The organism is Rhizobium sp. AP16 (assembly GCF_000281735.1).
Taxonomy (GTDB): Bacteria; Pseudomonadota; Alphaproteobacteria; order Rhizobiales; family Rhizobiaceae; genus Rhizobium; species Rhizobium rhizogenes.
In genome coordinates this window covers 126391-151440 of the sequence record NZ_AJVM01000001.1, presented here as the reverse complement: position 1 = coordinate 151440, position 25050 = coordinate 126391, and the positions used below count along the sequence as shown (strand labels likewise).

The window sequence follows — 25050 nt, the reverse complement described above, 5'->3', positions numbered from 1 at the left end:
ACGGCCATGACAAGGGGAACCGAAATGATGAACATGAACAGGCGGCAGCTTCTTGCCGGAATGGGCGGCCTTGCCGCCGCAAGCATGATCAGCCTTCCTGCGCGCGCGCAAGGCAAGACCCTCGTGGTGCCGACGCTCGGCGGCGCCTGGGAGCAGTTCTGGCGCTCGACGCTCGCACCGGCATTCACGGCAAAGAGCGGTGCCGCGGTGACACTCGACGCCGGCAACGGTCGTGTCTGGAGCGCCAACCTGCGAGCGGCGGGCGCTGAAAACCCGCCCTATTCGATCCTGATGACCAACGAGGCCTTCGCCTCCAGCCTGCGCAAGGAAGGCTTCTTCGAGAAGCTCGATCTGACGAAACTATCGAACTACAACGATCTCTATTCCCTTGCGAAGAAGACGGATGGTTGGGGTGCCGTGGCGATGGTCTCGCCGATCGGCATCGCTTACCGCACCGATATGGTCAAAACCCCGCCGAAGGGATGGAAGGATCTCTGGGAAAATCCGGAATTCAAGGGACGCATCGGCCTCTACAACTTCGCCAATACGGCCGGCAAGATGGAGCTGATGCTGGCATCGAAGATCTTCGGCAAAGATCAATACGACATCGATGCCGGCTTCAAGGCGCTGGAAAAGCTCGGTCCGGTCATACAGGCGGATTTCAACCTGTCGACGGGCCTCGCGGCAGGCGAATTCGTGGTTGCGCCCTTTGACTTCGGCGAAGTGGCGCGCTTGCGATCCCAGGGGCTGCCGATCGATGTCGTCGTGCCCGAAGAGGGCATGCTGATGTTCGACCAAACGCTGAATATCCTTGCCCACGCCCCCGAAAAGGAACTCGCCTACCAATATGCCGACTTCCTTCTCTCCCCGGAGGGGCAGATACCGCTCATGAAGCAGTTTTTCGTCTCCCCCACCAATTCCAAGGTGGTGGTCCCGGCCGACCTGCAAAAGGATGTGCCGATCTCGGGCGAGACGATGGACAAGATCCTCACATGGGATTGGAATTTCATGAACCAAAAACAGGCCGAGTTCTCGGAGACCTGGGCAAAGGTCATGCGCTAGACGCGCCCTGACGATTCCCTCGCTATATGTCGGCCCGCCTCTATGCGGTCCGGCTGCTTTCTCGACATGGTGGCACGACCACGATCGCCGCCGGCAGAATTTGGAAGATCGATCATGACAGAGGTGAGCATCGAAGCGCTGACCAAGCACTATGGGGCATCTCTTGCGGTAAACGGCATTTCCGTGAGGATCGCGAAGGGCGAGTTTATCTCCCTTCTTGGCCCTTCCGGCTGTGGCAAGACAACCACGCTGAAAATGATAGCCGGCTTCGAAGACGCGACATCAGGCGCGATACGTTTCGATGGGCAGGACGTCGTGCATGTGCCTGCCGAAAAACGCGACATCGGTATGGTCTTCCAGAACTACGCCCTGTTTCCGCATATGACCGTCGCTCAGAACCTGGCGTTCGGACTGGAGATGCGCCGCAGGCCGAAGCGCGAGATCGCCGAGCGCACAGCCCGGGTTCTCGACATGGTGCAGCTCTCCGGATATGCGGACCGCTATCCGCGCCAGCTTTCCGGCGGACAGCAACAACGCGTCGCCCTTGCTCGAGCGCTGGTGATCGAGCCCCGAATTCTCCTGCTCGACGAGCCGCTTGCCAACCTCGACGCCAAGCTGCGCGAGGAGATGCGCGTCTTTATCCGCGACCTTCAAAAACGCGTCGGCATCACCACCGTCTACGTGACCCACGATCAGGCCGAGGCGATGACCATGTCGGATCGTGTCGCGGTCATGTTTGGCGGGCAGATCGCCCAGTATGGCGCACCGGCCGATATCTACGATCGGCCGGCGAGCCTCGAAGTCGCGCAATTCGTGGGGCAGGTCAACATCCTGTCCGGTCGGCTGCTCTCCACCGAAGCAAACGATATCTCGGTCATCGATACCGCGCTCGGCACGATCAGGATCGGCAATATGCCGAAGTCGCCCGATGGCGCCGTGACGCTGGTACTTCGGCCCGAGGCCGTCGAGCTGTTTCCGGAAAGCGCAGGGCAGGCAGGCACCCCGGCCACCATCACAGCGAGCTACTATTCAGGCAGCCTGATCGACTACCGCTTGGCACTCGACAGCGGCGACACCATCAATGTTCAGACCTTCCCCCGCAGCCGCTTTTCTCCGGGCGACCGTGTCACCGTCAAGGTTGATGGCGATCGCTTCTGGGCGCTCGGAGCTGCCGCATGAGCCTTCGAGCAAAATCCCTGAAGCCCTTTGCCCTGATCGCCCCGGCTGTTCTGCTCCTCGGCATCTTCCTGGTATTGCCCTATATCAACATCGTGGTCATGAGCCTGCGCAATCCGGGGAGCGGGACGCCCTATGCGCCCGGCTTCACCCTCTCAAACTATCTCAGGCTCTTTGCCGACAGCTTTTATCTGGAGCAGACCGCAAACACGCTGATGATCGGTTTCATCACCACCTCTGTCTGCCTTATCCTCGGCTTCCCCGTCGCTTGGCAGCTCGCGAAGACCCAAATGCGTTTTCGTGGGCTGGCCTATGGCCTCGTGCTGTCACCGCTTCTCGTCGGCATCGTCATCCGCAGCTACGGCTGGACGATCCTGCTCGGCAACAATGGCATGATAAACCGCACCCTGATCGGCTTCGGCCTGATCGATCGCCCCCTTGCCCTGATGTACAACTCTCTTGGGATCGTGATTGCCCTGGTGCACGTCTTCTTGCCATTCATGATCCTTCCGCTCATGAGCGCACTGCAGGGTATAGACCCGTCGATCGAAGCGGCCGCCCGCTCGCTGGGGGCCGGACGCATCACTGCCTTCAGACGAATTGTCCTGCCACTAGCCATGCCCGGCATACAGGCCGGCTGCATACTGGTCTTTGTCCTGTCGCTCAGCGCCTACGTCACGCCGTCCCTGATCGGCGGCCTGCGTGTGAAGACGATGGCGGTCAGCGTGGTCGACGCGCTTATCGACACGTTTCAATGGCCCTTCGGCTCGGCCATGGCACTGATGCTGTCTCTGACCGGGGCGATCATGGTGCTGCTGTTTGCAAGGCTCACCCGCATGAAATGGAAGGCCAACTGATGTCCAGGCACCTCCTCACCGGCTACTGCCTGATAATCTACGCCTTTCTGCTGCTGCCGATCCTCGTGGTCGTCGGCGCCTCCTTCAATGCCGGCGCCTTCCTGACGTTCCCGCCACAGGGACTTTCATTTCGCTGGTATGTGGTGTTCTTTCACAATGAGGTCTTCCTCAGCGCGATCAAGACATCGCTCTGGGTGGCCGCGGTCTCGACGGTGATTTCCTCGATCATCGGCACGATGGCGGCGATCTTCTATGTCCAGCATGCCGGACGCTGGAAGGAAAGCATCCGGCTCGCCATGCTTCTGCCGCTGCTGCTGCCGGAGGTGCTGACGGCGATATCGCTGTTGTTCTTCGTCTATTCGATCGGCATGGGCACGCGAACGATCGCGGCGATGATTATCGGCCATTGCCTCATCACCCTTCCCTTCGTCTTCATCAACGTTTCGGCGGCAATGGAGTCCTACGACGCATCCTGGAGCCTGGCAGCCAAGAGCCTCGGCGCCGGGCCATTGACGCGGTTTCGCCGCATCATGCTGCCGCTGATCAAGCCCGGCGTGATTGGCGGATGCCTGTTCGCCTTCATCATATCCTTCGACACATTCACCATATCCTTCATGCTGAAGAATGTCGGCACCGCCACGCTTCCAATCCAGCTCTACGACTATTTGCGCACGAACTTCACCCCCGAGGCCGCCGCCGTGTCGACGGTATCCATCGTGCTGACCCTGTTCGTCGTCGTCCTGTCGGAAAAAGTCCTGGGCCTGCGTATTCACCGGTTCTGATATTGGAAAGCCATCTGACGCTGAGAAGCGATCCGCCGATCTGAATGCCGTTACGACGCACCATATTGCGGAGCAAACGACAGAGCAGCCCGGAGATGTTGCGTCATAAGTTGGGCCGCGTGCGCGCGCTGTCCCGATGCGATCGCATCGAGGATCGAAACGTGCTCCCGGCACCAGTCTTTCACGCGCCGGCGATTGGTGTAGCCACCGAACTCAAGCAATCGCCGCAGCCTGTTCTGCTGCTGGATGGATTGCAGGAAGAAGATATTACCACTGAACTCAGCGATCATTTCGTGGAACTGAGCGTCCGTCTCGAACAATTGGCGGGGGTTTATAGACGTGATGTCAGGATGCGCCTCCAGATAGAGGTGCTGAAGGCGCGATCGTTCCAGGGCGGCAGGATCGTGACGAAAGGTGTTGAGCAACAATCCGGCAGGCTCGATCGTGGTGCGGAAATCATAGCTGTTGCGCAGGGCCACCTGCGTGTCGAGCGTGGGCAGGAAGGTCCAGCCCCTACCGCTGTTTCGCGCCAGCAACCCGTCATTCACCAGATGGGTGAGCGTTCGCTGCAGGAGAATGCGGTCCACGTCGAAACGACGGGCAATTTCCGACTGCGTGAAGGTTTCCGGGAGCGCACCGGAAAGGCGGTCTTCCACAATCCGCAAATAGAGATCCTGATCGGCTGTCGTCGGCACCTCCAACTCAACGCGCCGCAGCTCTTCAGGCAATGCCTTCAAGAAAAATCCCTGGTTCTTGCGGGCCTCCACGACACCGTGCTCCACAAGCAATAGCAGCGCAGCGCGAACCGGTGTTCTCGATACGCCGATCAGATCGCCAAGCTGCTGTTCGCGCAGGTGATGCCCGGGCTCGAAGCGAGCATCCCGGGCGAGATCGAGAATCTGATTTGCAAGGCGATATCGACCTTGACGTGGAGCGCTGGCCATTAGGCTTTCCATTTTTGTATAAATTTACGCAGCTAATACAACATGAGAGCCGACATCGGCAACATGAGCAATCCCATGAAAGCATGAAACTCACGAGTTTCGTCTGAAAACCGATTGCTGAAAGACACAAAAGCCGTGCGTACTCCTCAACCGGATATGAGATTCGATCAAAAGTTCGCCAAAATGCTCATTTTTTAGGCCACTCCAAAAATGCCTATTTTTGCGCTTCCGCGCTTGACTCTCCCGATGGCGACATTGTACCGTTGTATTAAATCAGAGCAATTATAGCTCGATCAAACAAAAGGGAACTGCCATGCTTCGATCTTTCATGACTGCATTCGCCTTGCCCCTGGTCCTTGCGCAATCCGTCATTGCCGCCGATCTTCCAAAGTCGGGCCTCGTCGAGAATGGATCCATCACCTACGGCGTTGCGGCAACGTTCGCGCCATTCGAATTCCAGAAGGATGGGGTTCTGTCCGGTTTCGATATCGACCTGATTGCAGCGCTGGCCGCAAAACTCAGCGCCAAGCCCGTGCCGATGAACATGGAGTTCAAGGGGCTGATCCCGGCGCTTCTCTCCAGCCGGATCGATATCATCAACTCGGCCATGTACATCAATGACAAGCGCTCAGAGCAGGTCGACTTCATCCCTTATATGAAGATCGGCAATCAGGTGATCGTTCAGGCTGGCAATCCGGCCAAGATTACCGGCCGGGACGATACGCTTTGCGGCAAGACGATCGCCGTCACGCTTGGCGGCATTCAGGAAAACCAGGCGCGGGCTGACGATACACGCTGCAAGGCCAAGGGGCTTTCGGGCGTAACGGTCCTGACACTGCCGACGGCACAGGATTCCGCACTGTCCTTGCGGCAGGGCCGCGCGGATGCGGAATACGATTCCACGCCGGGTGCGGTGGTGCTTCAGGCGGCGGTTCCTGGCGTCTATGAAGTCGTTGGTGGCGAGTTCGAGTCCAATACCAGCATTGGCATTGCCACCCGAAAGGGAGATACCGCCCTTCAAGCCTCGATCAAGGCGGCGCTTGCCGAAATCGTTGCCGACGGCACCTACAAGAGCCTGATCGAGAAGTGGAAGCTGCCGGCCTCCGTTTCGATCTTCAACTGACATCCGGCCTGATACCGAAGAGCCTGACATTGAAGAGAAGGAGCGGGCATGTCTCTCGAACTCGTTTTCGACTATCTGCTGTCGCCCGCTTTTTTCCACGGCGCCGTGCTGACCCTTTTGATCACCATAGTGTCGTTATTCTTCGGGATCATCGTCGGGCTCGTCATTGCTCTTTTGCAGGAGACAGAACTGCGCGCCGTCAAGGCGGCGACGCTCGTCTATCTCTGGCTGTTTCGCGGTACCCCCGTCCTGTTCCAGATCATCTTCATCTATAATGTCCTGCCAGGTTTCGGCATTCGCCTCTCGGCTATTCTCAGCGCGGTCCTCGCTTTGTCGCTGAATGAGGGTGCCTACATGGCGGAGATCCTGCGGTCGGGCCTGCATGCGGTGAAAAAGGGGCAGAGGACGGCCGGGCTTGCGCTTGGAATGACACGGGCGAGCGTCATGCGTTTCGTCGTGATGCCGCAGGCCGCCCGCATCGTCCTGCCCGCCGTCGGCAATCAGATGATCGGCATGCTGAAGACCAGCGCGCTTGTTTCCGTCGTTGCCGTGGAGGAGTTGCTTCTCGTCGCCAACCAGACCGCCAGCGCGAATTTCCGCTATTTCGAGGCCTTGAGCGCCGCCGGCATCTACTATCTGGCGCTGACGACGATCTTCATGGTCTTTCAATCAATTCTCGAGCGGTCGCTTGACCCGAAACGCGGGCGCCGGGGCAGCATTCGCAAGCCCTTGAGCCTCATCGCCCCGAAATCCGAGATCCAGTGAGGAAAGACGACATGGCCGCGCCGGACAACAAACCGCTCCTGGAAATCATCGGCATCGATAAAAGTTTCGGACCAGCACGGATTCTCAAGACCTGTAGCTTGAACGTTTTCCGCAAGCAGACCGTGGTCGTCATCGGCCCGTCCGGATCGGGAAAGTCGACATTGCTGCGATGCGTCAATCTGCTCGAGCCTGCTGATGGCGGCAATATCTTCTTTGACGGCAATGATATTACCCGCGACCTCCGTAATGCCTCCAAAATACGTCGCGATATCGGCATGGTCTTCCAGAATTTCGAATTGTTCCAACATCTCTCGGCCGCCGAAAACATCATGCTCGCGCCGATGAAGGTCTCAGGCATCAGCAAGCTCGACGCGCACGACATAGCGATGCAATTGCTCGAAAAGGTCCGCATCCCCGAGAAGGCCGATTTCTTTCCCGACGAGTTGTCCGGAGGTCAGCAGCAGCGCGTCGCAATCGCCCGGGCGCTGGCCATGAAGCCCAAGCTGATGCTCTACGACGAGCCGACCTCGGCGCTCGATCCGGAAATGATACGCGAGGTTCTGGACGTGATGGCCGATCTCAGCGCCGACGGCATGACCAGCGTCGTCGTCACCCATGAGATGGGCTTTGCCAGACGTGCCGCCGATCAGATCGTCTTCATGGAAAATGGCGAGGTGATCGAAAACGCGCCGAGCGAACAATTCTTCGGTGGAACGGTCAACGACCGCGCTCGCCTGTTTCTAGGTCAGATATTGCACTAAATGCGGAAGGCAGACATGTCCCATACCCCCGATATCGCGCGCATGAAGCGTGAACTGGCCGAGCTGATCGCCATCAGAACGGAAAATCCGCCGGGCCGAGAGGCTGATGCTGCCGTCTATGTCCGCGATATGCTTCTGTCCGCGGGCTTTGCGGTCGATATCACGGAGTACAAGCCGGGCCGTTTCAATGTCGAGGCGCGGCTGGACAATGGGCCGGGGCCGGTCTTCGCCTTCAACACCCATATGGATACCGTGCCCGCGGGAGACGGATGGTCGTCCGATCCGTTCACGCTGCGCGAGGCAGACGGCAAGCTCTATGGTCGTGGCGCCTGCGACTGCAAGGGGCCGCTGATAGCGATGGTGGAAGCCATGCGAATGCTGGCATCCGACCGCAGCACATGGTCCGGTACCTTGCTCGGCGTTTTCGTCGGCGACGAGGAGATTGCCAGCGAAGGCGCCAAATTCTACGCGGCCGGCAAGCCGAAAATCGACTTTGCCGTGGTGGGCGAGCCGACATCCAACACGACCTTTGCGGCACATAAGGGAAGTCTCAGGCCCGTCGTGCGCGTTCATGGGCAGGCAGCACACTCCGGAACGCCGCATCTCGGCGAGAACGCCATCTATCGCGCCGGGCAGCTCCTTTCGCTGATCGAGGCTCATCACAACGAGGTGGTGCGCGGCCGGACGCATCCGCTGGTCGGTGAAGCAAGCCTGACGGTGACGCGTATTTCCGGCGGACATGCGGACAATGTGGTGCCCTATGCCTGCGATCTGCTGCTGGACCGCAGGATGGTGCCCGGCGAGAACGAAGAGGTCGTGAAGCAGGAGTTTGCCGATCTGCTGGCGCTCGCCCAAGCGCGCTTCGGCGTTCGGGCCGAGATTATCGACTACAAGGCGACGACGGGCGGTGCGACGGAAACTGCGATCGACAGCGCCATCGTCCAAGCCAGCATGGCCGCTTGCCGGTCTCACGGCATCGCAAATCCCGGCCCCTTCGGCTTTCAGGGCGGCTGCGACCTGGTGCATTTCCGGCAGATCGGCGCACAAGGCACCGTGATCGGTCCGGGCGATTTGTCCGTGGCTCACAAGCCCGACGAATTCGTTCCTGTCGACGAGTTCGTGACAGCCAGCCTGATTTATCGTGATGTCGCTCAGTCGATGCTCCGGGCCTGATCGATGCAAGCATCCTTGCACCGCGCTATGCTGAGCTACGGGGGGAACCTGATGCTGCACACCGCATCATCCGGTCCGATCACCGGCCTCGATACGCTTTACCTTTGCCTGCGCGACGGCGATGTGGTGGCGACCGGCGAAGTCCGCATCAATATCGCCTATCTGAACGGCCTTCAGGCGGATACGGTCCTGGCCGAGGCACTATCGCTTTTCGACCGGATCGACTGGTCGCTAGAGGCGGCCGATCTGCTTGCGGACGAGACGATCTGGGCAGAGGCGAGCGCACCGGTGCGGATGCTGCTGGACATCGCGCTTCACGATCTTCTGGCACGACGGCAGGGCGTACCGCTTGCGCAATGGCTAGGCGCTGCCACTGCGATGCCCATTTCACATCCGACGAACCAGACATTGTTCATTTCCACGCCGGAGCAATTTCTCGCGCAAGCGGAAAACTACGTCAGGCGCGGCTTTTGCGACCTGAAGGTCAGGATCGGAGCCGGCGCTTTTGAGGATGATCTGTGGCGGCTTTCGCAGCTGCGCAGTCGCTTCGGTGAGGCCATCAAGCTCGCGGTCGATGCCAATGGTGCCTGGGGCCGCGACGATGCAGAAGGGAAGCTAGCGCGGCTGGCAGAATTCGATCTCGCTTATGTCGAGCAGCCCATTCCCGCCGGAGATTTCGACCTCATGCTCGAACTCGCGCGAAAAAGCCCGATGCCGCTGATGCTGGATGAAAGTGTCTCCGGTTTGCAAGATGTGGAAGCAATCATTAAAGCGTCCGGCCGTCTGTGGGCACATCTCAAGCTGGTCAAGCTTGGCGGCATCGCTCCGACGCTGAAGGCTGCGGTGGCGCTTCGCAACGGCAATATCCCCTTCATGCTCGGGCAGATGAATGAGGGCACCGTGGCGACGGCCGCGGCCCTGCATCTGGCCTGCGCGACCGGCCCGACATTCGCCGAATTATATGGAGCCGACGGGCTGGCTGACGATCCGGCATCCGGCCTGTTCTATGAGCGGGGCCAAGTGACCGGCACCCAGGCTCCCGGCCTCGGGCTGACGGTTGATCTATCAAAGACAAGTCTCTTGAAGGAGTTCGCAAGATGACGACGGCAGGCACTATCGTACAGGGGCAGGAATCGGCCTTCCCGAAAGAGGAATATGAGATCCGGGTTGCGCGCGCTCGTCAAAATCTTGTCGAGGCGGGCATCGATGCACTCGTCATCACCGGTCCGGAAAACATCTTCTATCTGACCGGCCAGCAAACACCGGGATATTACACGTTTCAGGCGCTGCTCCTTCCGGCAGAAGGTGATCCGGTCTTCGTCATCCGGCAACTCGAATATTTCAACTTCATCGCCAATACCTTCATCGCTGATGCCGAAGTCTATCAGGACGGCGACGAGCCCGTTTCCTTCCTCATGGCCCTCATCGAGAAGCGCGGCCTTAGAGGAAAGCGCGTCGCGATCGACAAACGAGGCTGGTTCCTGCCGATATTCGTCTACGAATCCTTGGCTGAGCGGTTAGGCGTCGTGCATGACGGTGCCGGCGTTATTGAAAAGTTACGCGCCGTCAAATCTCCGCTGGAAATCGAGAAGCTCGAACGCGCAGCCTCCTATGTCGACGCGGGCATGCGGGCCGGACTTGCGGCCGTCAAGGTCGGTGCCACCGATAACGATCTGGTCGCCGCAATGATGTCTGCGGCGATATCAGCCGGATCGGAATATATGGGCATGGAACCGCTTGTCTCAGTCGGTGCGCGCACGGGCGTGCCGCACGGAACCTGGCGACGCGGCAGGATCGAGGACGGTGATCCCGCCTTTCTCGAAATGGCCGCCTGCCATGACCGCTATCACGCTGCCTTGATGCGATCGGCCTGGATCGGGCAGGCGCCGAATGAAGCAACGGAGATGATGAAGGTTTGCCAGGAGGCGCTCCAGGTATCGCTCGATACCATTCGTCCGGGCGTGCCGTGCGAGGTTCCACATATGGCTTGCCAGCGGATCATCGATGCGGCGGGCTACACCGATAATTTCCGCAAGCGCCTTGGCTATAGCGTCGGGATCTCCTTCGCGCCGGATTGGGGCGAGGGGGCCATCCTCAGCCTGAACGCCGGAGTGAAGACGGAGCTGCGTCCCGGCATGACCTTCCATTTGCCGCCGGCGCTGCGCATTTACGGCCGCTTCACCGTCGGCGTCAGCGAAACGATCGTCGTCACGGACACGGGATATCGAGCGCTTGGAACCGTCAAACGCGATCTGCTCGAAGTCTAAAGCGACGAGAAGGAGCGCGCCATGGGGTTGATCCTCGTCTTGCATGATACGTCCCGCCCTGCTCTCTATGGCGCGGTTGCTGCTGCAATCGCGGCTGCACGGCAATGCGGCTTCATGCACGTCGCGGCCCGCTTCGATACCAGGCTCCACGCCGATGCCGCGCAGCATGTGATCGCAAGTGGCGGGCTTGGGCCAAGTGGGCTCTGCTGGTTCGAGCGACTGTCGGGGAAGCAGGTGCGGCCCGTCGCCACGCCGGAGAGTATTCTCGATGCTGCTCGGATGCAGAACGTCGTGGTGCCTATCCATCCGGCATTTCTGGCTGATCAAGACATGCCGACAACACTCTCGTCTGCCGCCCAGGCCCTTGGAATAAAGGTTAAAGCGATCACCGTTCACGAGGGTTCCGATTGCTTTTTCGACGCGGCGACGCAAGAGCTACTTGCCCTTCGGGATCGCTTCGGGCGGATCGGGTTGCGCGCGCCTCCCTTCTGGGAGGGCGATGGTCTGACAATCGGCCTTGTCGGTGCGGAGAGCGACCATCGCGACGTCTATCCGGCAGCACTGGCAAGTCTCGCCGACGCGGCAGATAGCCTTTCCATTCCGATCGATGTGCGCTTCATCGATCCGGTCCACATCAACCAGTTCGAAGATCCAGCTATTTTCGACGGCCTGTCGGGCATTCTGCTCCCTGGGGGCGCCGACATGAAGAATGTTGCCGGCCAGACCGCGGCCGCCGCTTTAAGCCTGGAATCCGGCCTGCCGACAGTTGGTTTGTGCCTGGGTATGCAGACGATGGCGACGGCGGTGGCATGGCGTGCCTTGGGTCGCGACACGGCCAATCTGGCGGAGGCCGACCCGGATGCCAGGATCAAGACCTTCGTGCCGATGGCCGGTACGCAGGGGCCGGATGAAACTCTGCTGCCACTCCATAGGACGGGTGATCAGGCGATCGATATCGTTTCCGGCACTCAGCTCTCAGCCATTATTCGTTCAGAGCGCCAGATCCGCTGCAATCACCGCTTCCGATTGAACCCGGCTCTACTGCCGGATCTTGAAGCCGCCGGGCTTCGCGTTGCCGCGTCGAGCTCGGCAGGCGCCATTGTCGATGCTATCGAAGTGCCCGGGCACGCCTTCTTCATTGGCATGCAAGGACATCCCGAATTATCATCAAGAGCCGACATGCCCCATCCGTTGCTCGTGGCATTTTTGGAAGCAGCCGCCAAGCGATGTCCATCAACAATGTCATAGCAATCACCACTACTCAAACTTAGCCAGGTAACAATCATCATGCGTTCACTTTTCCATCTCGCCTATCATGTCACCGATCTCGATGAGGCCCGCCGCTTTTATGGCGGCGTGCTCGGCTGCGAGGAAGGCCGCAGCACGGATACATGGGTCGATTTCGATTTCTTCGGCCATCAGATCTCCCTGCATCTCGGCAAGCCTTTCGAAACGACGCGCACCGGCAAGGTCGGCGATCATATGGTGATGATGCCCCATCTCGGTGTTGTCCTTGCACTCGACGACTGGTTTACCCTTGCCAAGAGGCTGGAAGACGCCGGCACGGCATTCGACATTCCGCCCGTTGTGCGCTTCGAAGGGCTGCCTGGCGAGCAGCGTACGATGTTCTTCTTTGATCCCAGCGGAAACCCGGTCGAAGTCAAGGGTTTCAAGGATTTCGAGAGTGTCTTTGCGCATTGAGCGAGAAAAGGAAACCAGTCGAATGATTGCGCTGGTAACGCGTATATCCGATGAGGCGGAGCATCTGTGGCTCGAAGCTCTTTCGCTGAGGATGCCGGAGGAGAAGATCGTCTCGTTCCGGCATCTCAATGAAGAAGAGCGAGCAGCGGTCGATATTGCCATCGTCGCCAACCCCGATCCGATGGATCTCGCCCGCTTGCCCGGCTTGACGTGGATTCACAGCCTTTGGGCGGGCGTCGAACGTCTGGTCAGCGAAATCGGCGATAGTACATTGCCCGTTGTGCGTCTGGTCGACCCGCAATTGAGCCGCACCATGGCCGAAGCCGTTCTTGCCTGGACCTATTACCTGTTCCGCGACATGCCTGCCTATGCCCGCTTCCAGCGGGAGCGCAGCTGGCAGCAATTGCCCTATCGACGCCCGGAACAGGTCACCGTCGGCCTGCTTGGGCTGGGCGCGCTGGGTGAGGCGGCGGCGCATCGTCTGATCGATGCCGGTTTCAAGGTGATTGGATGGAGCCGCTCGGCAAAGGACATCGGCGGGATCGAAACCCACTCCGGCGACGATGGTCTGAATGCAGTCCTGCGCAGATCCGATATCCTGGTATGCCTTCTGCCGCAGACGTCGGAAACGCGGGCGCTGCTTAACGCAGAAAGGCTTGCCCTCCTGCCCGCGAACGCATCGCTGATCAATTTCGCTCGTGGCCCGATCGTGGTGAGCGAAGATCTGTTACAGGCGCTCGATACCGGCCGTTTGAGCCACGCGGTTCTGGATGTTTTCGATGTAGAGCCGCTGCCCGCCGACGCACCCTTTTGGGACCATCCCCGGATCACCGTGCTGCCGCACATCTCCGCCCCGACGGATCGGGAAACGGCGGCAGCGCTTGTCGCGGACAATATTCGAACCTTTCGACGCACCGCCACGCTTCCATCCATTGTCGACTTCGCGCGCGGATATTAAAGGCGGCATGCCGCCAATGCGCCTCTCTTCAATGCAAGCAAACCTCTTAGGAATTGAATGAACATGACGTCACCTGAACGCACTGTCTACGTCAACGGCCAGTATTGCCCCGAAACCGAAGCCAAGGTCTCGATTTTCGACCGCGGCTATCTTTTCGCGGATGCCATCTATGAAGTCACCTGCGTGCTCGGCGGCAAGCTCGTCGATTTCGATGGTCACATGGCACGGCTACAGCGCTCATTGAACGAACTCGACATGGCGATGCCGATGTCCGTCGACGAGCTCCTGGCCATCCACCGCAAACTGGTGGCAGCCAACAATGTCGACGAAGGTCTGATCTATATGCAGATTTCCCGTGGCTCGGCCGATCGGGACTTCAATTTTCCGCCCAAGGGCACGCCGCCGGTGGTCGTCATGTTCACCCAATCCCGGCCGGTCATCGAAAGCCCTCTCGCCAAACGCGGCCTGAAGATCATATCGCTGCCGGACATTCGCTGGGGCCGTCGCGACATCAAGACTGTCCAGCTTCTTTACCCGTCGATGGCGAAGAACGCCGCCTATCAGGCTGGCGCCGACGATGCATGGCTCGTGCAGGACGGCTATGTCACCGAAGCATCCTCAGCCAATGCCTATATCGTGAGGTCAGACGGCAAGATCGTCACGCGCAAGCTTTCATTCGATATTCTGCATGGCATTACCCGCGCCGCCGTTCTCCGGCTTGCCGCTGAATCCGGCTACACGTTGGAGGAAAGATCCTTCACCATTGAGGAAGCGCTGGCTGCAAAGGAGGCCTTCATCACCTCCGCCACGTCTTTCGTGACCGCTGTCCTTGAGATCGACGGAACCACCATCGGCGAAGGGGTCATCGGCCCTGTGAGCAAACGCCTGCGGGAAATTTATATCGAAAAGGCAGTAGCAGCGGCAAAGTAATGCGATCGGGATGATAGTCGGGGCCACGAGGAATTCGCCCATTGGCCCCGTTGCAAAACGGCCAGCTACATCGGCCAAGACAGTCGAGCATCCCGCGTGAGCGCCGGAATGGCTTGCCGCTCTCCTACCAGATGGTAAAACCGGCATCGGCCTTCACGGTCGTGCCGGTCATCAGGCTGGATGCGTCACAGGCGAGGAAATGCACCACCGAGGCGATCTCGTGCGGCTGGCCCATCCGGCCCATCGGCGTATCGCGCAACCAGGTGTCGACCACATCGGGATCGAGATTGAGGACCTTCGTCATCTCGGATTCGATATAGGTCGGCGCCACCGCATTGACGCGGACGCCGCGCCCGGCCCATTCCGCCGCCAGCGAGGCGGTAAGATGGTGCACGGCCGCCTTGGAGGCGTTGTAATAGGTCTGGTTTTGCGGGCGATTGACGATGTAGCCGGACATCGAGCCGATGTTGACGATCGAGCCGCGTCCGGCCTTGAGCATTGGCCGGCCAAAGGCGCGGTTGCACCAAAACACACCGTTATAGTTGACGTCATTGACGTTCAGCCAGAGTTCGTCCGGCGTGTCCTCGGCGGGAGTGCCGGAGCGGGCAATGCCGGCATTGGCGACGAGAACGTCGATCCGGCCGAATTTGGCGAACACCGCCTCGGCAGCCTTGTCGACGGCTACCGAATCCGTCACGTCGAGGATCAGGACATCGGCGTCATAGCCCTTCGCGGCCAATGCCTGCTTACCGGACTGGGCGATTACCTCTTCCCGGTCGATGATAACGATCCTGGCACCGGCCTCGGCCAACGCCTCGGCGCAGGCCAGGCCGATACCGCGTCCGCCGCCGGTGACAACGGCAACCTGCCCGTCCATCCTGAATTTCTCAAAGAACATCGAACTACTCCATCATTTGGGGGGGATCAGACGCGCCGGCCGCTCTTCCTCTCGAAGAGATGAACCCGTTCGCGGTTGATTAGCAGCGGTATTGTCTCGCCAGGGCGCAACGCGATCCGGTCCTTGACCACCGCATTGATAGGGTCGCCCCCGATATGGGCGAAAATTTGCGTTTCGGATCCGGTCGGCTCGAGCACCGAGATCGTTGCCGGAAGGCCTTCACCACCATGTTCGATATGTTCCGGACGAATGCCGTAGATTACCGGCTCGTCGTGGGCAGTTGTGCTCGCAGGCACCGGCAGGACGGCGCCTTTATCGCTGACAAAAACCGTCTCGCCATTCATGGTTGCCAGTTTGCCACGCACGAAGTTCATCGCCGGCGAGCCGATGAAGCCCGCGACAAAGACATTGGCGGGGTGGTCGTAAAGGTCGAGCGGCGCGCCGATCTGTTCGACCAGGCCATCGCGCATGACAACGATCTTGTCGGCCATGGTCATCGCCTCGATCTGGTCGTGGGTGACGTAGATCGTCGTGGTCTTCAGCCGCTGGTGAAGCTCCTTGATCTCGACGCGCATAGTCACGCGCAGCTTGGCGTCGAGATTGGACAAGGGCTCGTCGAACAGGAAGACTTGCGGATCGCGCACGATGGCACGACCCATGGCGACGCGCTGGCGCTGGCCGCCGGAGAGCTGCTTGGGATAGCGGTCCAGCAGTTTGCCGAGATCGAGAATTTCGGCCGCCTTCCTGACCTTGGCCTCGATTTCGTTTTTTGGCGCACCCTTCAGCTTCAGCGGAAAGCCCATATTGTCGGCGACGTTCTTGTGCGGATAGAGCGCATAGTTCTGAAACACCATGGCGATATCGCGGTCCTTGGGCAGCACATTATTGACGACCCTGGCACCGATCGAAACCTCGCCGCCGGAGATGGTTTCAAGCCCCGCGATCATGCGCAGCAATGTCGATTTGCCACATCCGGACGGACCCACGAGAACAACGAATTCGCCATCTGCTATGTCGATGTTCACGCCATGAATGACCTGAAGACTTCCATATTTCTTGATGACGTCCTTGACGGCGACCTGAGCCATACCAATCCCCTATTGCGGCAATATGATCTGCATCTTGACTTCGCCCCTGGGGGCGGATGCAGCGGTTTCAAAGGCGCCGACACTGTCTTCAAAATCGAATGTGCGAGTGATGAGCGGCTTGACGTCGATTGCGCCTGACGACAGCATCGCGACGCAGCGCGGAAAGACATGAGCGTAGCGGAAGACATGTTCGACGCGGGCTTCCCGCACCATGGCCTTGCCGACATCGTAGTGGATCGGGTGGACCTGCGACCCGATGAACACCACCCGCCCGCCCGGTGCCAGCGGATCGAACACACCCTCGGCACCCCTAGAGTGGCCGGAGCATTCGAACAGGATTTCCACGCCCCAGCCGTCCGTGGCCGTGAGAATCTCGTTGACGAGATCCTGGCGCTGCGGGTTGATCGGGATAACCGCGCCGAGCTTTGCGGCAATCTCGAGCTTTGCGTCATCGATATCGCTGACGAAGACGTGTGCGCAACCGGCCGCCAGCGCCGAGAGTGCGGTAACCAGCCCGATCGGACCGGCGCCGATCACCAGCGCGATATCCCCTGGCTTGACCTGTGCCTTGGTGGCGGCATGGACGCCGACCGCCAGCGGCTCGACCATCGCAGCTTCGGCGAAGGAAACATTGTCGGGCAGCTTGAAGGTGAAATCGGCGGGATGAACTACCGTCGGCCGCAGCACGCCATGGATCGGCGGGGTTGCCCAGAACCGCACGGCCGGATCGACATTGTACATGCCCATCCGGGTGGCGCGGCTATTGGGGTCGGGAATGCCGGGCTCCATGCAGACGCGGTCGCCGACTTTCAGCGATGTGACGTCGGCCCCCGCCTCGACGATCGTGCCCGACGCCTCATGACCAAGGATCATCGGTGCCTTCACCTGGAAGATGCCGGTACCGCCATGAGTGTAATAGTGCACGTCCGAGCCGCATATACCGACCGTGTGCAGCTTGATGCGAACGTCGCGAGGCCCGAGCGTTTCTTTCCGCTCGATGGGAAAGTCTCGGAGCGACAGTTTCATCTTTTCTTCCAGAACCAGTGCTTTCATGGCCTATTCCATTTCTCGATTTCAGAAGATCGTTCGGCTTCAGCCACGCCAGACGATCAGGACCCCCAGGGCGACCGCCAGCACATGGCAGACCGTCAGCGGGATCGATTGTTCGAGGAAGCGCATCCAGAACAGCTCAAGTGCGACAAACAGGTAGATGCCGACAAACACGCGGTCGAACCAGTTGGTGACGATCGGCAGAAAGCCGACCCGCTCCTGTTTGCCGGCCACAACGATGGCCGGTGCATCCTCTGTTTCGTCAGGATCGATTTGATGTCGCATCGCTCACTCCTTGACCGCGCCGAAGGTCAGACCGGCCACGATGTGGCGCTGGACCATCGAGAAAATGATGAGGGCCGGGATCAGAGTGATGACCGCAATCGCCGCCATCGTGCCCCATTCGGTCCCGGTGGTCGTGACATACTCCGAAAGGCCGGTGGTGATGGTACGGGCGTTGAAACTTGTGAGGGTTGCCGCCAGCAGGAACTCGTTCCAGGCAAACACCCAGGTGAGGATGAATGTGACCGCCAGGCCCGGTCTTGCCAGCGGAAAGACGACCTCGTGGATCACCTGCCATGTCGAGGCGCCATCGACTGTGGCGGCTTCGTCAAGCTCCTTGGGAATACCGTCGATGGTCGGTCGCAGCGTCCAGATCGCGAAAGGCAGATTGAAGGTGCAATAGAGCAGGATCATGCCGATCTTGGTGTCGTAGAGCTTCCAGTCGCCGAAGGTGAAAACCTGGGTAAACAGCAGGTAGAAAGGCAGCAAGAACACGGCGGCGGGCGCCATGCGGTTGGTGATCGTCCAGAAGAAGATGTTCTCCTTGCCGGCGAGATCGAAACGGGACAGCGCGTAGCAGGCCAGAAAGGCCAGCACGGTGACCAGAAGCGCATTGCTGGTGGAGATGATCAGAGAGTTGATCATGTAGCCACGCAACGTCTCATTGTTGATCACGTTGACGTAGTTCTTCCAATAGACCGTATCGAGGATCAGGCTTGGCGTGGTGAAGAGATCCACCGCCGGCTTCACCGAGATGACAAACAGCCAGTAGATCGGAAACAGGGTCAGCAGGCTGAGGAGGAGCCAGAGCAGCAGGTAAAGAATGGGGCGTTGCTGGCGCATCAGAACGTGCTCTTCTTTTCGCGGCGGGCGACGAGGGCGACATAAAGCAGCCAGCACATGACCAGCGTCAGATAGAGCACGATCACCGATATGGCCGCGCCATAGCCGTAATCGGTCTTGGGAAACACGATCTTCCAGATATGCAGGCCGACATAGCGGGTTGCCGCGCCGGGACCGCCTGATGTCAGCATCCAGACTTCATCGACGGTGCGCAGCGCATCCATCAGACGGATGAACACGGTCGCGAGGATGGCAGGCCGGATCATCGGCAGCGTGACGTGCCAGAAGATCTGCCAGCGGTTGGCGCCGTCTATCTGTGCCTGTTCGAACGGCTCCTTGGGCAGGGCAAGCAGCGCTGCGAGCAGGGTGAGCGTCACCAGCGGCGTCCAATGCCAGATGTCCATGATGACGGTGAGCGCAAAGGCAGCGCTGGCATCGCGACCGATGTTCAGGTCATAGCCAAACCAATGCTTGAGCAGATAGGGAATGATGCCGATGCTCGGCGTCGTCATCAGGCGCCAGACGGAACCGACGACGATGGGCGCGACGATGAGCGGCAGCGTGTGGATCGTCCTGAAGAAGCCGCGGCCCGGAAACTCCCGCATGAACAGCTGGGCAAGAGCATAGCCAAGGGCGATTTCGCTGAGCACCGCGAAGAATGCAAACTTGGCGGTGACGGCGATGGATCCGAGAAATTCCTGGTCGAAGACAAGCCGGCGGAAATTGTTCGCGCCATTATAGGCCATGGACGGATCGGCGCCGAACGGGTTCCAGTGATGAAACGCCAGGTAAAGCACATAGATAAAGGGTGCGATGCCGAATATGCCGAGAATTGCTATCGTCGGGGCAAGCATCAGCCAGCCCACAGTGTTGGAACGCATGAACCTTGTCTCCCGGAAGTCGATGCCCGCGCCGCGGAGCATTGAATGCACGTCCCGGGCGGCCGCTCATGCGGCTGCCCGGGCAGACTTGCACTGGACTACTTGCGATAGCCGAGGTTCTTCAGCTCCGTTTCGGCGGCTGCCGCCATCTGGTCAAGTCCATCGTCGGGCGACACTTCCCCCAGCAGGATCCTGTAGAAGATCGGAGCCGTTGCTTCGCGCACCTGGGCGTGGAAGGGGTAAGGAGGGGCGCCGGCAAACAGCTTCCCGTCATCCTTCAGCATGGAATAATAGCCGTTGAGCTTCTTATCCATTGCGATGATTTTCGGGTCGTCATAGGTTGCCGTGTTGGTGATGCGTGGCGCTGCGACTGCCCAATCGGCCTGGACTGAATCCTGGCCGATGAATTGCAGGAACAGCAGCGCCGCCTCCTTGTTCTTCGACGTCACGGGAAGCCCGAAGGCGCCGCCGTCATAGTAGCCGATATAACCCTTGCCGCCCTTGACCTCATCGAGAACGGCGGGCTCCGTCGGCGGCAGCGCCACGCCGACATTGCCGACGACCTTCGACTTTTCAGCGTCGCTGGCGATCCAGGCCGCGTTCTCGCCATAGACCAGGCCCTGTGCGACACGGCCGGCGGCGAATGTCGTACCGACTTCCGTCCATGTACTCGCCGCCGATTCCGGCGGAGCGATGTCGCGCAGATGCAGCCAGTATTTCAGCGCCTTTTTGGCTTCCGGGCCATTCATCGTGCCGCCGTTTTCGACGGTCGCCGCATAGTTCTTGGAAGCGTCGATGCCCCAGTTGAACACGCCGAAGGTTGGTGCAACGGACTCGAAGAACTCATACCAGGACGCTGGATGGCCCGTATGGGCCTGCGCAGTGGTGCCCCAAAGCTCAAGGCCGTTGTCCTTGCCGTATTTGGTGAAGAATTCCGCGATCTCGGTATAGTCCTCGTGCGTTTTCGCCGGAACGAGATCCTTGCCGGTTTCCTTCTTGAACGCCTCCTTGATCTTCGGATCGTTGAAGAGATCGGTGCGGTAGAGATATATCTTGATGAAGGCTTCCATCGGGACCCCGAAGAGATCGCCGTCGGCATTCTTGAAATAGTTGGCGAAGGTGGTGAAGTGCGTCTCGTCGAATTCGGGCGCCTTCAGTGACGCGTTGTCCTTGAGCGACTTGGTGATATCGACAAGGAAGTTCCGAGCCAGATAGGCGTAGATGATGTCCTGTTCGATATAGACCATGTCATAGATGCCGGTCTTGGCTTCCATGTCCTTGATGGCCTTATCGTACATCTGATCCCACGACGTGGTTTCGATCGCGACCTTGATCCCGGTCTTCTTTTCGAACTCCGGCGCAAGCACATCCTTGATGTAGTTGGAGGGCGGCGTGCTCTCGGTCACGCCATGCAGAACGACGCCCTTGTATTTCGCTCCGGCATCCGACCAGAAGTCGGCCTTTGCGGGCATGACAGTCGCCATGAGACTGATTGCGAGCGCCGCAAGTCCAATTCCATTTTTCCCGATCATAAACTCTCCTCCCAGAGTGTTCGTTGTGCTTGCGGACGGCTGTCGACAAGCATCCTGCCCGGCCCAACCGCAGTCGGGCCTCGAAAATCCGACGCCCCGGCTCCTCCCGGCGGTCGAATTTCATCTCGCTATCATGGTTGAATACCGCAGCTTGTTTTTGTGGACCCACCTCCATGCGCGTCCAGCGAGCTTAGTATCGGTAAAAATCCTCTGCCACGCGTGCTTTGCGGCCGACCTATACTTTTTCGCCGACTGCACCGATGCCGGCTGAAAAGGCGCGAATTTCCCTGAACGGATCCGCGCGCGCCTTGGTGCCGATCTTGTGGGCGTTGCGGCGGTAATCCGACGGCGTGCGACCGCAGACCTTGATGAACTGCCTGTTGAAATTGGCGATGCTGTTGAAACCGACCTCGAAGCAGATATCGGTGATTGGCCGATAGGTCTGCGTCAGCAGCGAGCAGGCCGCATAGACGCGCGCCAGAATGACGTAGCGTGCAAATGTATGGCCGCTCTGCCGCTTGAAGAAGCGGGAGAATGCCTGCGGCTCCAGCCCGCACAGCCGGGATACCGAGGCAAGATCGATGTCGTCGCTATAGTGCTCCAGCACATAGCGCATGGCGACATCGAGTTCCCGCGGCAGTTCCACATGTGCGGATGTCGGCGCCAATCTCGATAACCTGCGGCGATCGCCCGGATTCTGGGCGAGCGTCGTCATCAGCTGCAAGAACAAGACGATACGCTCCGCGCCATGGGCAGCACCGATCTGGGCGAGCAGCCGCTGCCCGGCCATCGCCGTCGCACCGAGAAACTCCACGCCGTAGACGGCATCTTCATAAAGCGGGCGAATGCTGGCGAGCTCCGGGCAAAAGCCCGTGACGCGGTCGGCCCATTCGGCACTGAACTGAATCAGCATATCGCGGTTCTGGATCGGGATGCCGGGTTCTATATCGCTGACCCAATTGTGCGGGACGTTGGGTCCGGTCAGAACCAGACAACCCGGCTCGAACTCACCGATGTAGTCGCCGACCATCATCACGCCCGAGCTCTTGCGCGTCAGGTGCAGCTCGTACTCGGGATGATAGTGCCACTTGGCTCCAAAATACGGATAGTCATGCATGTTCCAGCGGAAGGATTCCGCAGGTGCGCAGATGACCATTTCAAAGTCCGGAACGATCCTTAAGTCAGCCTTCATGGCTAGAGCCCCCTCCCCGGATTGGATCGCGAGCAGGTCGCTGCGCCCAATCTGCCATCCTGCGTCACTCGCACCTGCAAGGGCTCCTCTCCCTCTTCGGTACGGCGTATGTAAAAAAATCACTCGTCGATTTGACCCGGCATTACTCGCGGGATTGTGTTCGAAAGTCTCGGATTTTCCCGCGAAATTGCGGCTTTGCCATCTGGGGCCGCCGCAATACTGCTCTGCGAACTCTTTACCCAGCACAACTGGCGCATATATGTTGCGCGAAATTACAAATTAGCGCTTTTCCGTTGGGTGTCAATACCAAACCGGCATAAGCATAGAGACGTGGATGTCCTGGGTATGAGAGGGTATTCCACTCGAAAATCGACTGGAGGCACACCAGCTACCCTCCGCACCTGCAAAGCCCAGACATACGAAGCGACTTGACATCGAAGTCGATCGGTTATTTTGTTGTGTGTAGCAACATATAGAATATTCGTCCGGGGAGGAGAATTACATGGGAAGATTGGGTATCCATTCGTTCGTCTGGACGGGCGGCAGCACACAACGCATGCTCGAGGACGCGATGGAGAAATCCGCGGCGTGCGGATACGGACTGATCGAGTTTGCCTATCTGCGGCCCGAAAAATTCAACCTCGACCAGCTGGCCAAGCGGGCACGTTCGCTCGACCTGCAGATTGCCGTAACAATGGGCTTGCCGCTAAATGCCGACGTGTCGAGCGATGATGCCGAGACGGTCAAGGCCGGCGAACGCATGCTCGCCGATGCGGTCAGGGCCGTTCGCGACATCGGCGGCACCAAGCTCGGCGGCATCCTTTACTCCGCCCATACCAAATATAGCCGGATGCCGACCGAAAATGGCCGCAGAAACAGTGTTGAGGCCATCGCCAAAACGGCCGATATTGCCGGGGCGGCGGGCGTGGATCTCGTGCTCGAAATCGTCAATCGGTTCGAGACGAATCTGCTCAACACGACGGCGCAGGGGCTTGCCTTCATAGAGGCGACGGGTTCCGATCATGTGCTTCTGCATCTCGATACGTTCCACATGAACATCGAGGAGGCCAATCCGGCTGCGGCGATCCGGCTTGCCGGCGACAAGATCGGCTATTTCCACATCGGCGAGAGCAATCGTGGCTATCTCGGCGACGGCTGTATCAATTTCGACCTGGTGTTCGATGCGCTGCTCGATATCGGCTATGCCCGGGACATCACCTTCGAGTCATTTTCCAGCGCCGTTGTGGACGAAGGCCTGTCGCTTGCCTGCGCCATCTGGCGAGACACATGGACGGAGAACATGCCGCTTGCCGAGCATGCCAAGGCCTTCATCGATCTCAAGATGCAGGAAGCGATACGGCGACGGGCCACCAACGGACGCCCTTGACAGCGCAATAGCATGAGCGGAAGCAGTGGTGAAAAGCACGGGCTCGCCCATATCGACATTTGCGCTTGCCTCTATTGCACCACCACTCGTTCGTCCCTCACAAAAATCAACGGAGATCATTTTTGACTGAGCCGGCGGTAGCAACGAGTTCGCCACGGGGAATCCGCCAGCGCAACGAACTGGCGGCGTTGCGGGCTTTGTATCAGTTCGGCCCGCTCAGCCGGGCGGAACTTGCCCGCAGGCTGGGGCTCAATCGCTCTTCGTCCGGTCATATCATCGCCGGCCTGACGCTTGATGGATTGGTGCGCGAGGTCAGCGAAGGCGACCAGGCGCGCGGCGGCCATGCCCATGCGGGGCGACCTGGAATCATGATCGAACTGGTGCCAGGCGCGGTCTATTTCCTGGGCATAGAAATAGGCGTGGAGCATATCAGCGCGGTCGAAATCGACCTCGGCGGCAACATTGTCTCGACCACGGTCGAACCGTTCGACGGCGCATCCGCCGGTGTCGCCGCGACCGTCGAGCGGGCGATCGAGATGGTACTGGGGGCCATTCCGTCTTCAAGACTGGAGCGCTGCGAAGGCATAGGCGTTGCCGTGCCGGCGCAAATGGACAAGCACGGATTTGTCCGGCTGGCGCCCTTGCTGCGCTGGGAAAACGTCCAGCTTGCCGAATTGGTGCGGGAGTCCCTGCCCGTTTCCGTGCCGGTCGTCGCGGAAAACGACGGCAATGCCTTTGCCATCGGCGCATCTTACGGGCGAAACGATAAGCATAGCGGCGTGACGCTGTTCCTGGTCATGGAAAGCGGGGTTGGTGGCGGCATCATTGCCAATGGCAGCCTGTTTCGCGGCGCCAACGGACTGGCGGGGGAGATCGGGCATCTGAGAATCTCCAGTGCATCGGAGCCGAGCCGCAGCCTGGAAGAGGTGCTGGGCCTGGAACATATCATGACGGAATATCGCAAGGTGCCGGCTGTCGCTGCCCCGACATTCGGGCATTTCCTGGCCGATGTGCGCGATCGTGTACCGGGCGCAGTCTCGATTGCGGAGGAATGGGCAAGAGCCCTGGCTTTCGGCCTGATCCAGGCCTGTCGCGTCATCGATGCCGACCGCATCATCCTTGGCGGTTCCGTCGCGGCTCTTTACCCGCTGATGGCAGCGCGTGTCGCTCACCATATTCAGTTGGCGCAGGAGGCAAGCTTTCCATTGCCCTCCATTGGCGTGAACGAGGAGGAAACGGTCGGTCCCGCCTTCGGCGCGGCCTGTATCCTCCACCAACGTTTTCTATCACTGGAAAGCCAGCGCTTTGCGGAGGAGGCAGGCTGAGGGGACAGCATTGACATCGCTCTCCCCGATAGGCGAGCCGGATCAATGTCGCCCGACCGCGCGACGACCTGCT

25 protein-coding genes are annotated in these 25050 nt (G+C 59.6%); 16 read left to right on the top strand and 9 right to left on the bottom strand.

What is annotated here, in order from left to right; all coding sequences use genetic code 11:
* The first annotated feature begins 24 nt into the window (after nucleotides 1–24).
* The 4 genes from PMI03_RS00665 to PMI03_RS00650 all read left to right on the top strand — a co-directional run bounded on the left by PMI03_RS00665 (nucleotide 25) and on the right by PMI03_RS00650 (nucleotide 3877).
* Nucleotides 25–1062, top strand: a complete 1038-nt coding sequence (locus PMI03_RS00665) for a PotD/PotF family extracellular solute-binding protein (protein ID WP_007688897.1) — start codon at nucleotides 25–27, stop codon at nucleotides 1060–1062.
* A gap of 114 nt (nucleotides 1063–1176) precedes the next feature.
* Nucleotides 1177–2241 carry an ABC transporter ATP-binding protein gene (locus PMI03_RS00660; protein WP_007688894.1) on the top strand — a complete coding sequence of 355 codons (1065 nt, stop codon included), beginning with the start codon at nucleotides 1177–1179 and terminating at the stop codon, nucleotides 2239–2241.
* Complete coding sequence (locus PMI03_RS00655) at nucleotides 2238–3095, top strand: ABC transporter permease (RefSeq protein WP_007688892.1); 858 nt, start codon at nucleotides 2238–2240, stop codon at nucleotides 3093–3095. The genes PMI03_RS00660 and PMI03_RS00655 overlap by 4 nt, the downstream gene beginning before the upstream one ends.
* On the top strand, nucleotides 3095–3877 hold the full coding sequence (locus tag PMI03_RS00650) for an ABC transporter permease (RefSeq protein ID WP_007688890.1): 783 nt from the start codon (nucleotides 3095–3097) through the stop codon (nucleotides 3875–3877). Before PMI03_RS00655 ends, PMI03_RS00650 begins: the two co-directional genes overlap by 1 nt.
* Before the next feature lie 50 nt (nucleotides 3878–3927).
* On the opposite strand, the gene PMI03_RS00645 is transcribed toward PMI03_RS00650, so the two are convergent.
* Nucleotides 3928–4821, bottom strand: a complete 894-nt coding sequence (locus PMI03_RS00645) for a GntR family transcriptional regulator (protein ID WP_007688888.1) — start codon at nucleotides 4819–4821, stop codon at nucleotides 3928–3930.
* A 328-nt stretch (nucleotides 4822–5149) separates the two neighbouring features.
* Here PMI03_RS00645 and PMI03_RS00640 point away from each other — a divergent pair, with 328 nt between their 5' ends.
* Genes PMI03_RS00640 through PMI03_RS00595 form a run of 10 tightly spaced genes read left to right on the top strand, consistent with a single transcriptional unit; the run spans nucleotide 5150 to nucleotide 14499 of the window.
* The gene (locus tag PMI03_RS00640; protein WP_234908809.1) at nucleotides 5150–5944 is read left to right on the top strand and encodes an ABC transporter substrate-binding protein; all 795 of its coding nucleotides are present in this window, start codon (nucleotides 5150–5152) and stop codon (nucleotides 5942–5944) included.
* Nucleotides 5945–5992: 48 nt separating this feature from the next.
* Complete coding sequence (locus PMI03_RS00635; RefSeq protein ID WP_007688884.1) at nucleotides 5993–6709, top strand: amino acid ABC transporter permease; 717 nt, start codon at nucleotides 5993–5995, stop codon at nucleotides 6707–6709.
* Nucleotides 6710–6720: 11 nt separating this feature from the next.
* On the top strand, nucleotides 6721–7470 hold the full coding sequence (locus tag PMI03_RS00630; protein WP_007688882.1) for an amino acid ABC transporter ATP-binding protein: 750 nt from the start codon (nucleotides 6721–6723) through the stop codon (nucleotides 7468–7470).
* 15 nt (nucleotides 7471–7485) lie between these two features.
* Nucleotides 7486–8643 carry a M20 family metallopeptidase gene (locus PMI03_RS00625; RefSeq protein ID WP_007688880.1) on the top strand — a complete coding sequence of 386 codons (1158 nt, stop codon included), beginning with the start codon at nucleotides 7486–7488 and terminating at the stop codon, nucleotides 8641–8643.
* 51 nt (nucleotides 8644–8694) lie between these two features.
* The gene (locus PMI03_RS00620; RefSeq protein ID WP_234906995.1) at nucleotides 8695–9744 is read left to right on the top strand and encodes a mandelate racemase/muconate lactonizing enzyme family protein; all 1050 of its coding nucleotides are present in this window, start codon (nucleotides 8695–8697) and stop codon (nucleotides 9742–9744) included.
* Complete coding sequence (locus PMI03_RS00615) at nucleotides 9741–10910, top strand: Xaa-Pro peptidase family protein (RefSeq protein ID WP_007688876.1); 1170 nt, start codon at nucleotides 9741–9743, stop codon at nucleotides 10908–10910. The genes PMI03_RS00620 and PMI03_RS00615 overlap by 4 nt, the downstream gene beginning before the upstream one ends.
* A 21-nt stretch (nucleotides 10911–10931) precedes the next feature.
* Entirely contained in the window at nucleotides 10932–12158 is a 1227-nt protein-coding gene (locus PMI03_RS00610) for a glutamine amidotransferase-related protein (RefSeq protein WP_007688874.1), read from the top strand.
* Between the two features lie 39 nt (nucleotides 12159–12197).
* Entirely contained in the window at nucleotides 12198–12611 is a 414-nt protein-coding gene (locus PMI03_RS00605) for a VOC family protein (protein ID WP_007688872.1), read from the top strand.
* Between the two features lie 22 nt (nucleotides 12612–12633).
* Nucleotides 12634–13569, top strand: coding sequence for a glyoxylate/hydroxypyruvate reductase A (locus PMI03_RS00600; protein ID WP_007688870.1), 936 nt, complete (start codon nucleotides 12634–12636; stop codon nucleotides 13567–13569).
* Nucleotides 13570–13626: 57 nt separating this feature from the next.
* Nucleotides 13627–14499: a D-amino-acid transaminase gene (locus tag PMI03_RS00595; RefSeq protein WP_007688868.1), complete on the top strand. Its 873-nt coding sequence runs from the start codon at nucleotides 13627–13629 to the stop codon at nucleotides 14497–14499.
* Nucleotides 14500–14623: 124 nt separating this feature from the next.
* Here PMI03_RS00595 and PMI03_RS00590 read toward each other — a convergent pair whose 3' ends face one another.
* From PMI03_RS00590 to PMI03_RS00555, 8 genes are all read right to left on the bottom strand, one after another.
* On the bottom strand, nucleotides 14624–15397 hold the full coding sequence (locus PMI03_RS00590; RefSeq protein ID WP_007688867.1) for an SDR family NAD(P)-dependent oxidoreductase: 774 nt from the start codon (nucleotides 15395–15397) through the stop codon (nucleotides 14624–14626).
* 26 nt (nucleotides 15398–15423) lie between these two features.
* Entirely contained in the window at nucleotides 15424–16485 is a 1062-nt protein-coding gene (locus tag PMI03_RS00585; protein WP_007688865.1) for an ABC transporter ATP-binding protein, read from the bottom strand.
* A gap of 9 nt (nucleotides 16486–16494) precedes the next feature.
* Nucleotides 16495–17538 carry an NAD(P)-dependent alcohol dehydrogenase gene (locus tag PMI03_RS00580; RefSeq protein WP_007688863.1) on the bottom strand — a complete coding sequence of 348 codons (1044 nt, stop codon included), beginning with the start codon at nucleotides 17536–17538 and terminating at the stop codon, nucleotides 16495–16497.
* A 39-nt stretch (nucleotides 17539–17577) separates the two neighbouring features.
* Nucleotides 17578–17820 (bottom strand): DUF2160 family membrane protein, encoded by a 243-nt coding sequence (locus PMI03_RS00575; protein ID WP_007688861.1) that lies wholly within the window; start codon nucleotides 17818–17820, stop codon nucleotides 17578–17580.
* A gap of 3 nt (nucleotides 17821–17823) precedes the next feature.
* Entirely contained in the window at nucleotides 17824–18660 is an 837-nt protein-coding gene (locus tag PMI03_RS00570) for a carbohydrate ABC transporter permease (protein WP_007688858.1), read from the bottom strand.
* The gene (locus PMI03_RS00565) at nucleotides 18660–19541 is read right to left on the bottom strand and encodes a carbohydrate ABC transporter permease (RefSeq protein WP_012649165.1); all 882 of its coding nucleotides are present in this window, start codon (nucleotides 19539–19541) and stop codon (nucleotides 18660–18662) included. The genes PMI03_RS00570 and PMI03_RS00565 overlap by 1 nt, the downstream gene beginning before the upstream one ends.
* Before the next feature lie 98 nt (nucleotides 19542–19639).
* Nucleotides 19640–21073 (bottom strand): extracellular solute-binding protein, encoded by a 1434-nt coding sequence (locus PMI03_RS00560; RefSeq protein ID WP_007688855.1) that lies wholly within the window; start codon nucleotides 21071–21073, stop codon nucleotides 19640–19642.
* 235 nt (nucleotides 21074–21308) lie between these two features.
* A complete protein-coding gene (locus tag PMI03_RS00555; protein ID WP_007688854.1) occupies nucleotides 21309–22265 on the bottom strand; it encodes an AraC family transcriptional regulator in 957 nt (318 codons plus the stop codon).
* A 502-nt stretch (nucleotides 22266–22767) separates the two neighbouring features.
* Between PMI03_RS00555 and PMI03_RS00550 the strand changes: the two genes are divergently transcribed.
* Together PMI03_RS00550 and PMI03_RS00545 are read left to right on the top strand one after the other, a co-directional pair.
* A complete protein-coding gene (locus tag PMI03_RS00550; RefSeq protein WP_007688853.1) occupies nucleotides 22768–23652 on the top strand; it encodes a sugar phosphate isomerase/epimerase in 885 nt (294 codons plus the stop codon).
* A gap of 122 nt (nucleotides 23653–23774) precedes the next feature.
* Nucleotides 23775–24977 (top strand): ROK family transcriptional regulator, encoded by a 1203-nt coding sequence (locus PMI03_RS00545; protein WP_007688852.1) that lies wholly within the window; start codon nucleotides 23775–23777, stop codon nucleotides 24975–24977.
* Nucleotides 24978–25050 lie beyond the last annotated feature (73 nt).

Excerpts from the sequence above, each read along its gene's own strand:
- PMI03_RS00665 (WP_007688897.1), top strand. The coding sequence starts at position 25 with ATGATGAACATGAACAGGCGGCAGCTTCTTGCCGGAATGGGCGGCCTT.
- PMI03_RS00660 (WP_007688894.1), top strand. The coding sequence starts at position 1,177 with ATGACAGAGGTGAGCATCGAAGCGCTGACCAAGCACTATGGGGCATCT.
- PMI03_RS00655 (WP_007688892.1), top strand. The coding sequence starts at position 2,238 with ATGAGCCTTCGAGCAAAATCCCTGAAGCCCTTTGCCCTGATCGCCCCG.
- PMI03_RS00650 (WP_007688890.1), top strand. The coding sequence starts at position 3,095 with ATGTCCAGGCACCTCCTCACCGGCTACTGCCTGATAATCTACGCCTTT.
- PMI03_RS00645 (WP_007688888.1), bottom strand. The coding sequence starts at position 4,821 with ATGGCCAGCGCTCCACGTCAAGGTCGATATCGCCTTGCAAATCAGATT.
- PMI03_RS00640 (WP_234908809.1), top strand. The coding sequence starts at position 5,150 with ATGACTGCATTCGCCTTGCCCCTGGTCCTTGCGCAATCCGTCATTGCC.
- PMI03_RS00635 (WP_007688884.1), top strand. The coding sequence starts at position 5,993 with ATGTCTCTCGAACTCGTTTTCGACTATCTGCTGTCGCCCGCTTTTTTC.
- PMI03_RS00630 (WP_007688882.1), top strand. The coding sequence starts at position 6,721 with ATGGCCGCGCCGGACAACAAACCGCTCCTGGAAATCATCGGCATCGAT.
- PMI03_RS00625 (WP_007688880.1), top strand. The coding sequence starts at position 7,486 with ATGTCCCATACCCCCGATATCGCGCGCATGAAGCGTGAACTGGCCGAG.
- PMI03_RS00620 (WP_234906995.1), top strand. The coding sequence starts at position 8,695 with ATGCTGCACACCGCATCATCCGGTCCGATCACCGGCCTCGATACGCTT.
- PMI03_RS00615 (WP_007688876.1), top strand. The coding sequence starts at position 9,741 with ATGACGACGGCAGGCACTATCGTACAGGGGCAGGAATCGGCCTTCCCG.
- PMI03_RS00610 (WP_007688874.1), top strand. The coding sequence starts at position 10,932 with ATGGGGTTGATCCTCGTCTTGCATGATACGTCCCGCCCTGCTCTCTAT.
- PMI03_RS00605 (WP_007688872.1), top strand. The coding sequence starts at position 12,198 with ATGCGTTCACTTTTCCATCTCGCCTATCATGTCACCGATCTCGATGAG.
- PMI03_RS00600 (WP_007688870.1), top strand. The coding sequence starts at position 12,634 with ATGATTGCGCTGGTAACGCGTATATCCGATGAGGCGGAGCATCTGTGG.
- PMI03_RS00595 (WP_007688868.1), top strand. The coding sequence starts at position 13,627 with ATGAACATGACGTCACCTGAACGCACTGTCTACGTCAACGGCCAGTAT.
- PMI03_RS00590 (WP_007688867.1), bottom strand. The coding sequence starts at position 15,397 with ATGTTCTTTGAGAAATTCAGGATGGACGGGCAGGTTGCCGTTGTCACC.
- PMI03_RS00585 (WP_007688865.1), bottom strand. The coding sequence starts at position 16,485 with ATGGCTCAGGTCGCCGTCAAGGACGTCATCAAGAAATATGGAAGTCTT.
- PMI03_RS00580 (WP_007688863.1), bottom strand. The coding sequence starts at position 17,538 with ATGAAAGCACTGGTTCTGGAAGAAAAGATGAAACTGTCGCTCCGAGAC.
- PMI03_RS00575 (WP_007688861.1), bottom strand. The coding sequence starts at position 17,820 with ATGCGACATCAAATCGATCCTGACGAAACAGAGGATGCACCGGCCATC.
- PMI03_RS00570 (WP_007688858.1), bottom strand. The coding sequence starts at position 18,660 with ATGCGCCAGCAACGCCCCATTCTTTACCTGCTGCTCTGGCTCCTCCTC.
- PMI03_RS00565 (WP_012649165.1), bottom strand. The coding sequence starts at position 19,541 with ATGCGTTCCAACACTGTGGGCTGGCTGATGCTTGCCCCGACGATAGCA.
- PMI03_RS00560 (WP_007688855.1), bottom strand. The coding sequence starts at position 21,073 with ATGATCGGGAAAAATGGAATTGGACTTGCGGCGCTCGCAATCAGTCTC.
- PMI03_RS00555 (WP_007688854.1), bottom strand. The coding sequence starts at position 22,265 with ATGAAGGCTGACTTAAGGATCGTTCCGGACTTTGAAATGGTCATCTGC.
- PMI03_RS00550 (WP_007688853.1), top strand. The coding sequence starts at position 22,768 with ATGGGAAGATTGGGTATCCATTCGTTCGTCTGGACGGGCGGCAGCACA.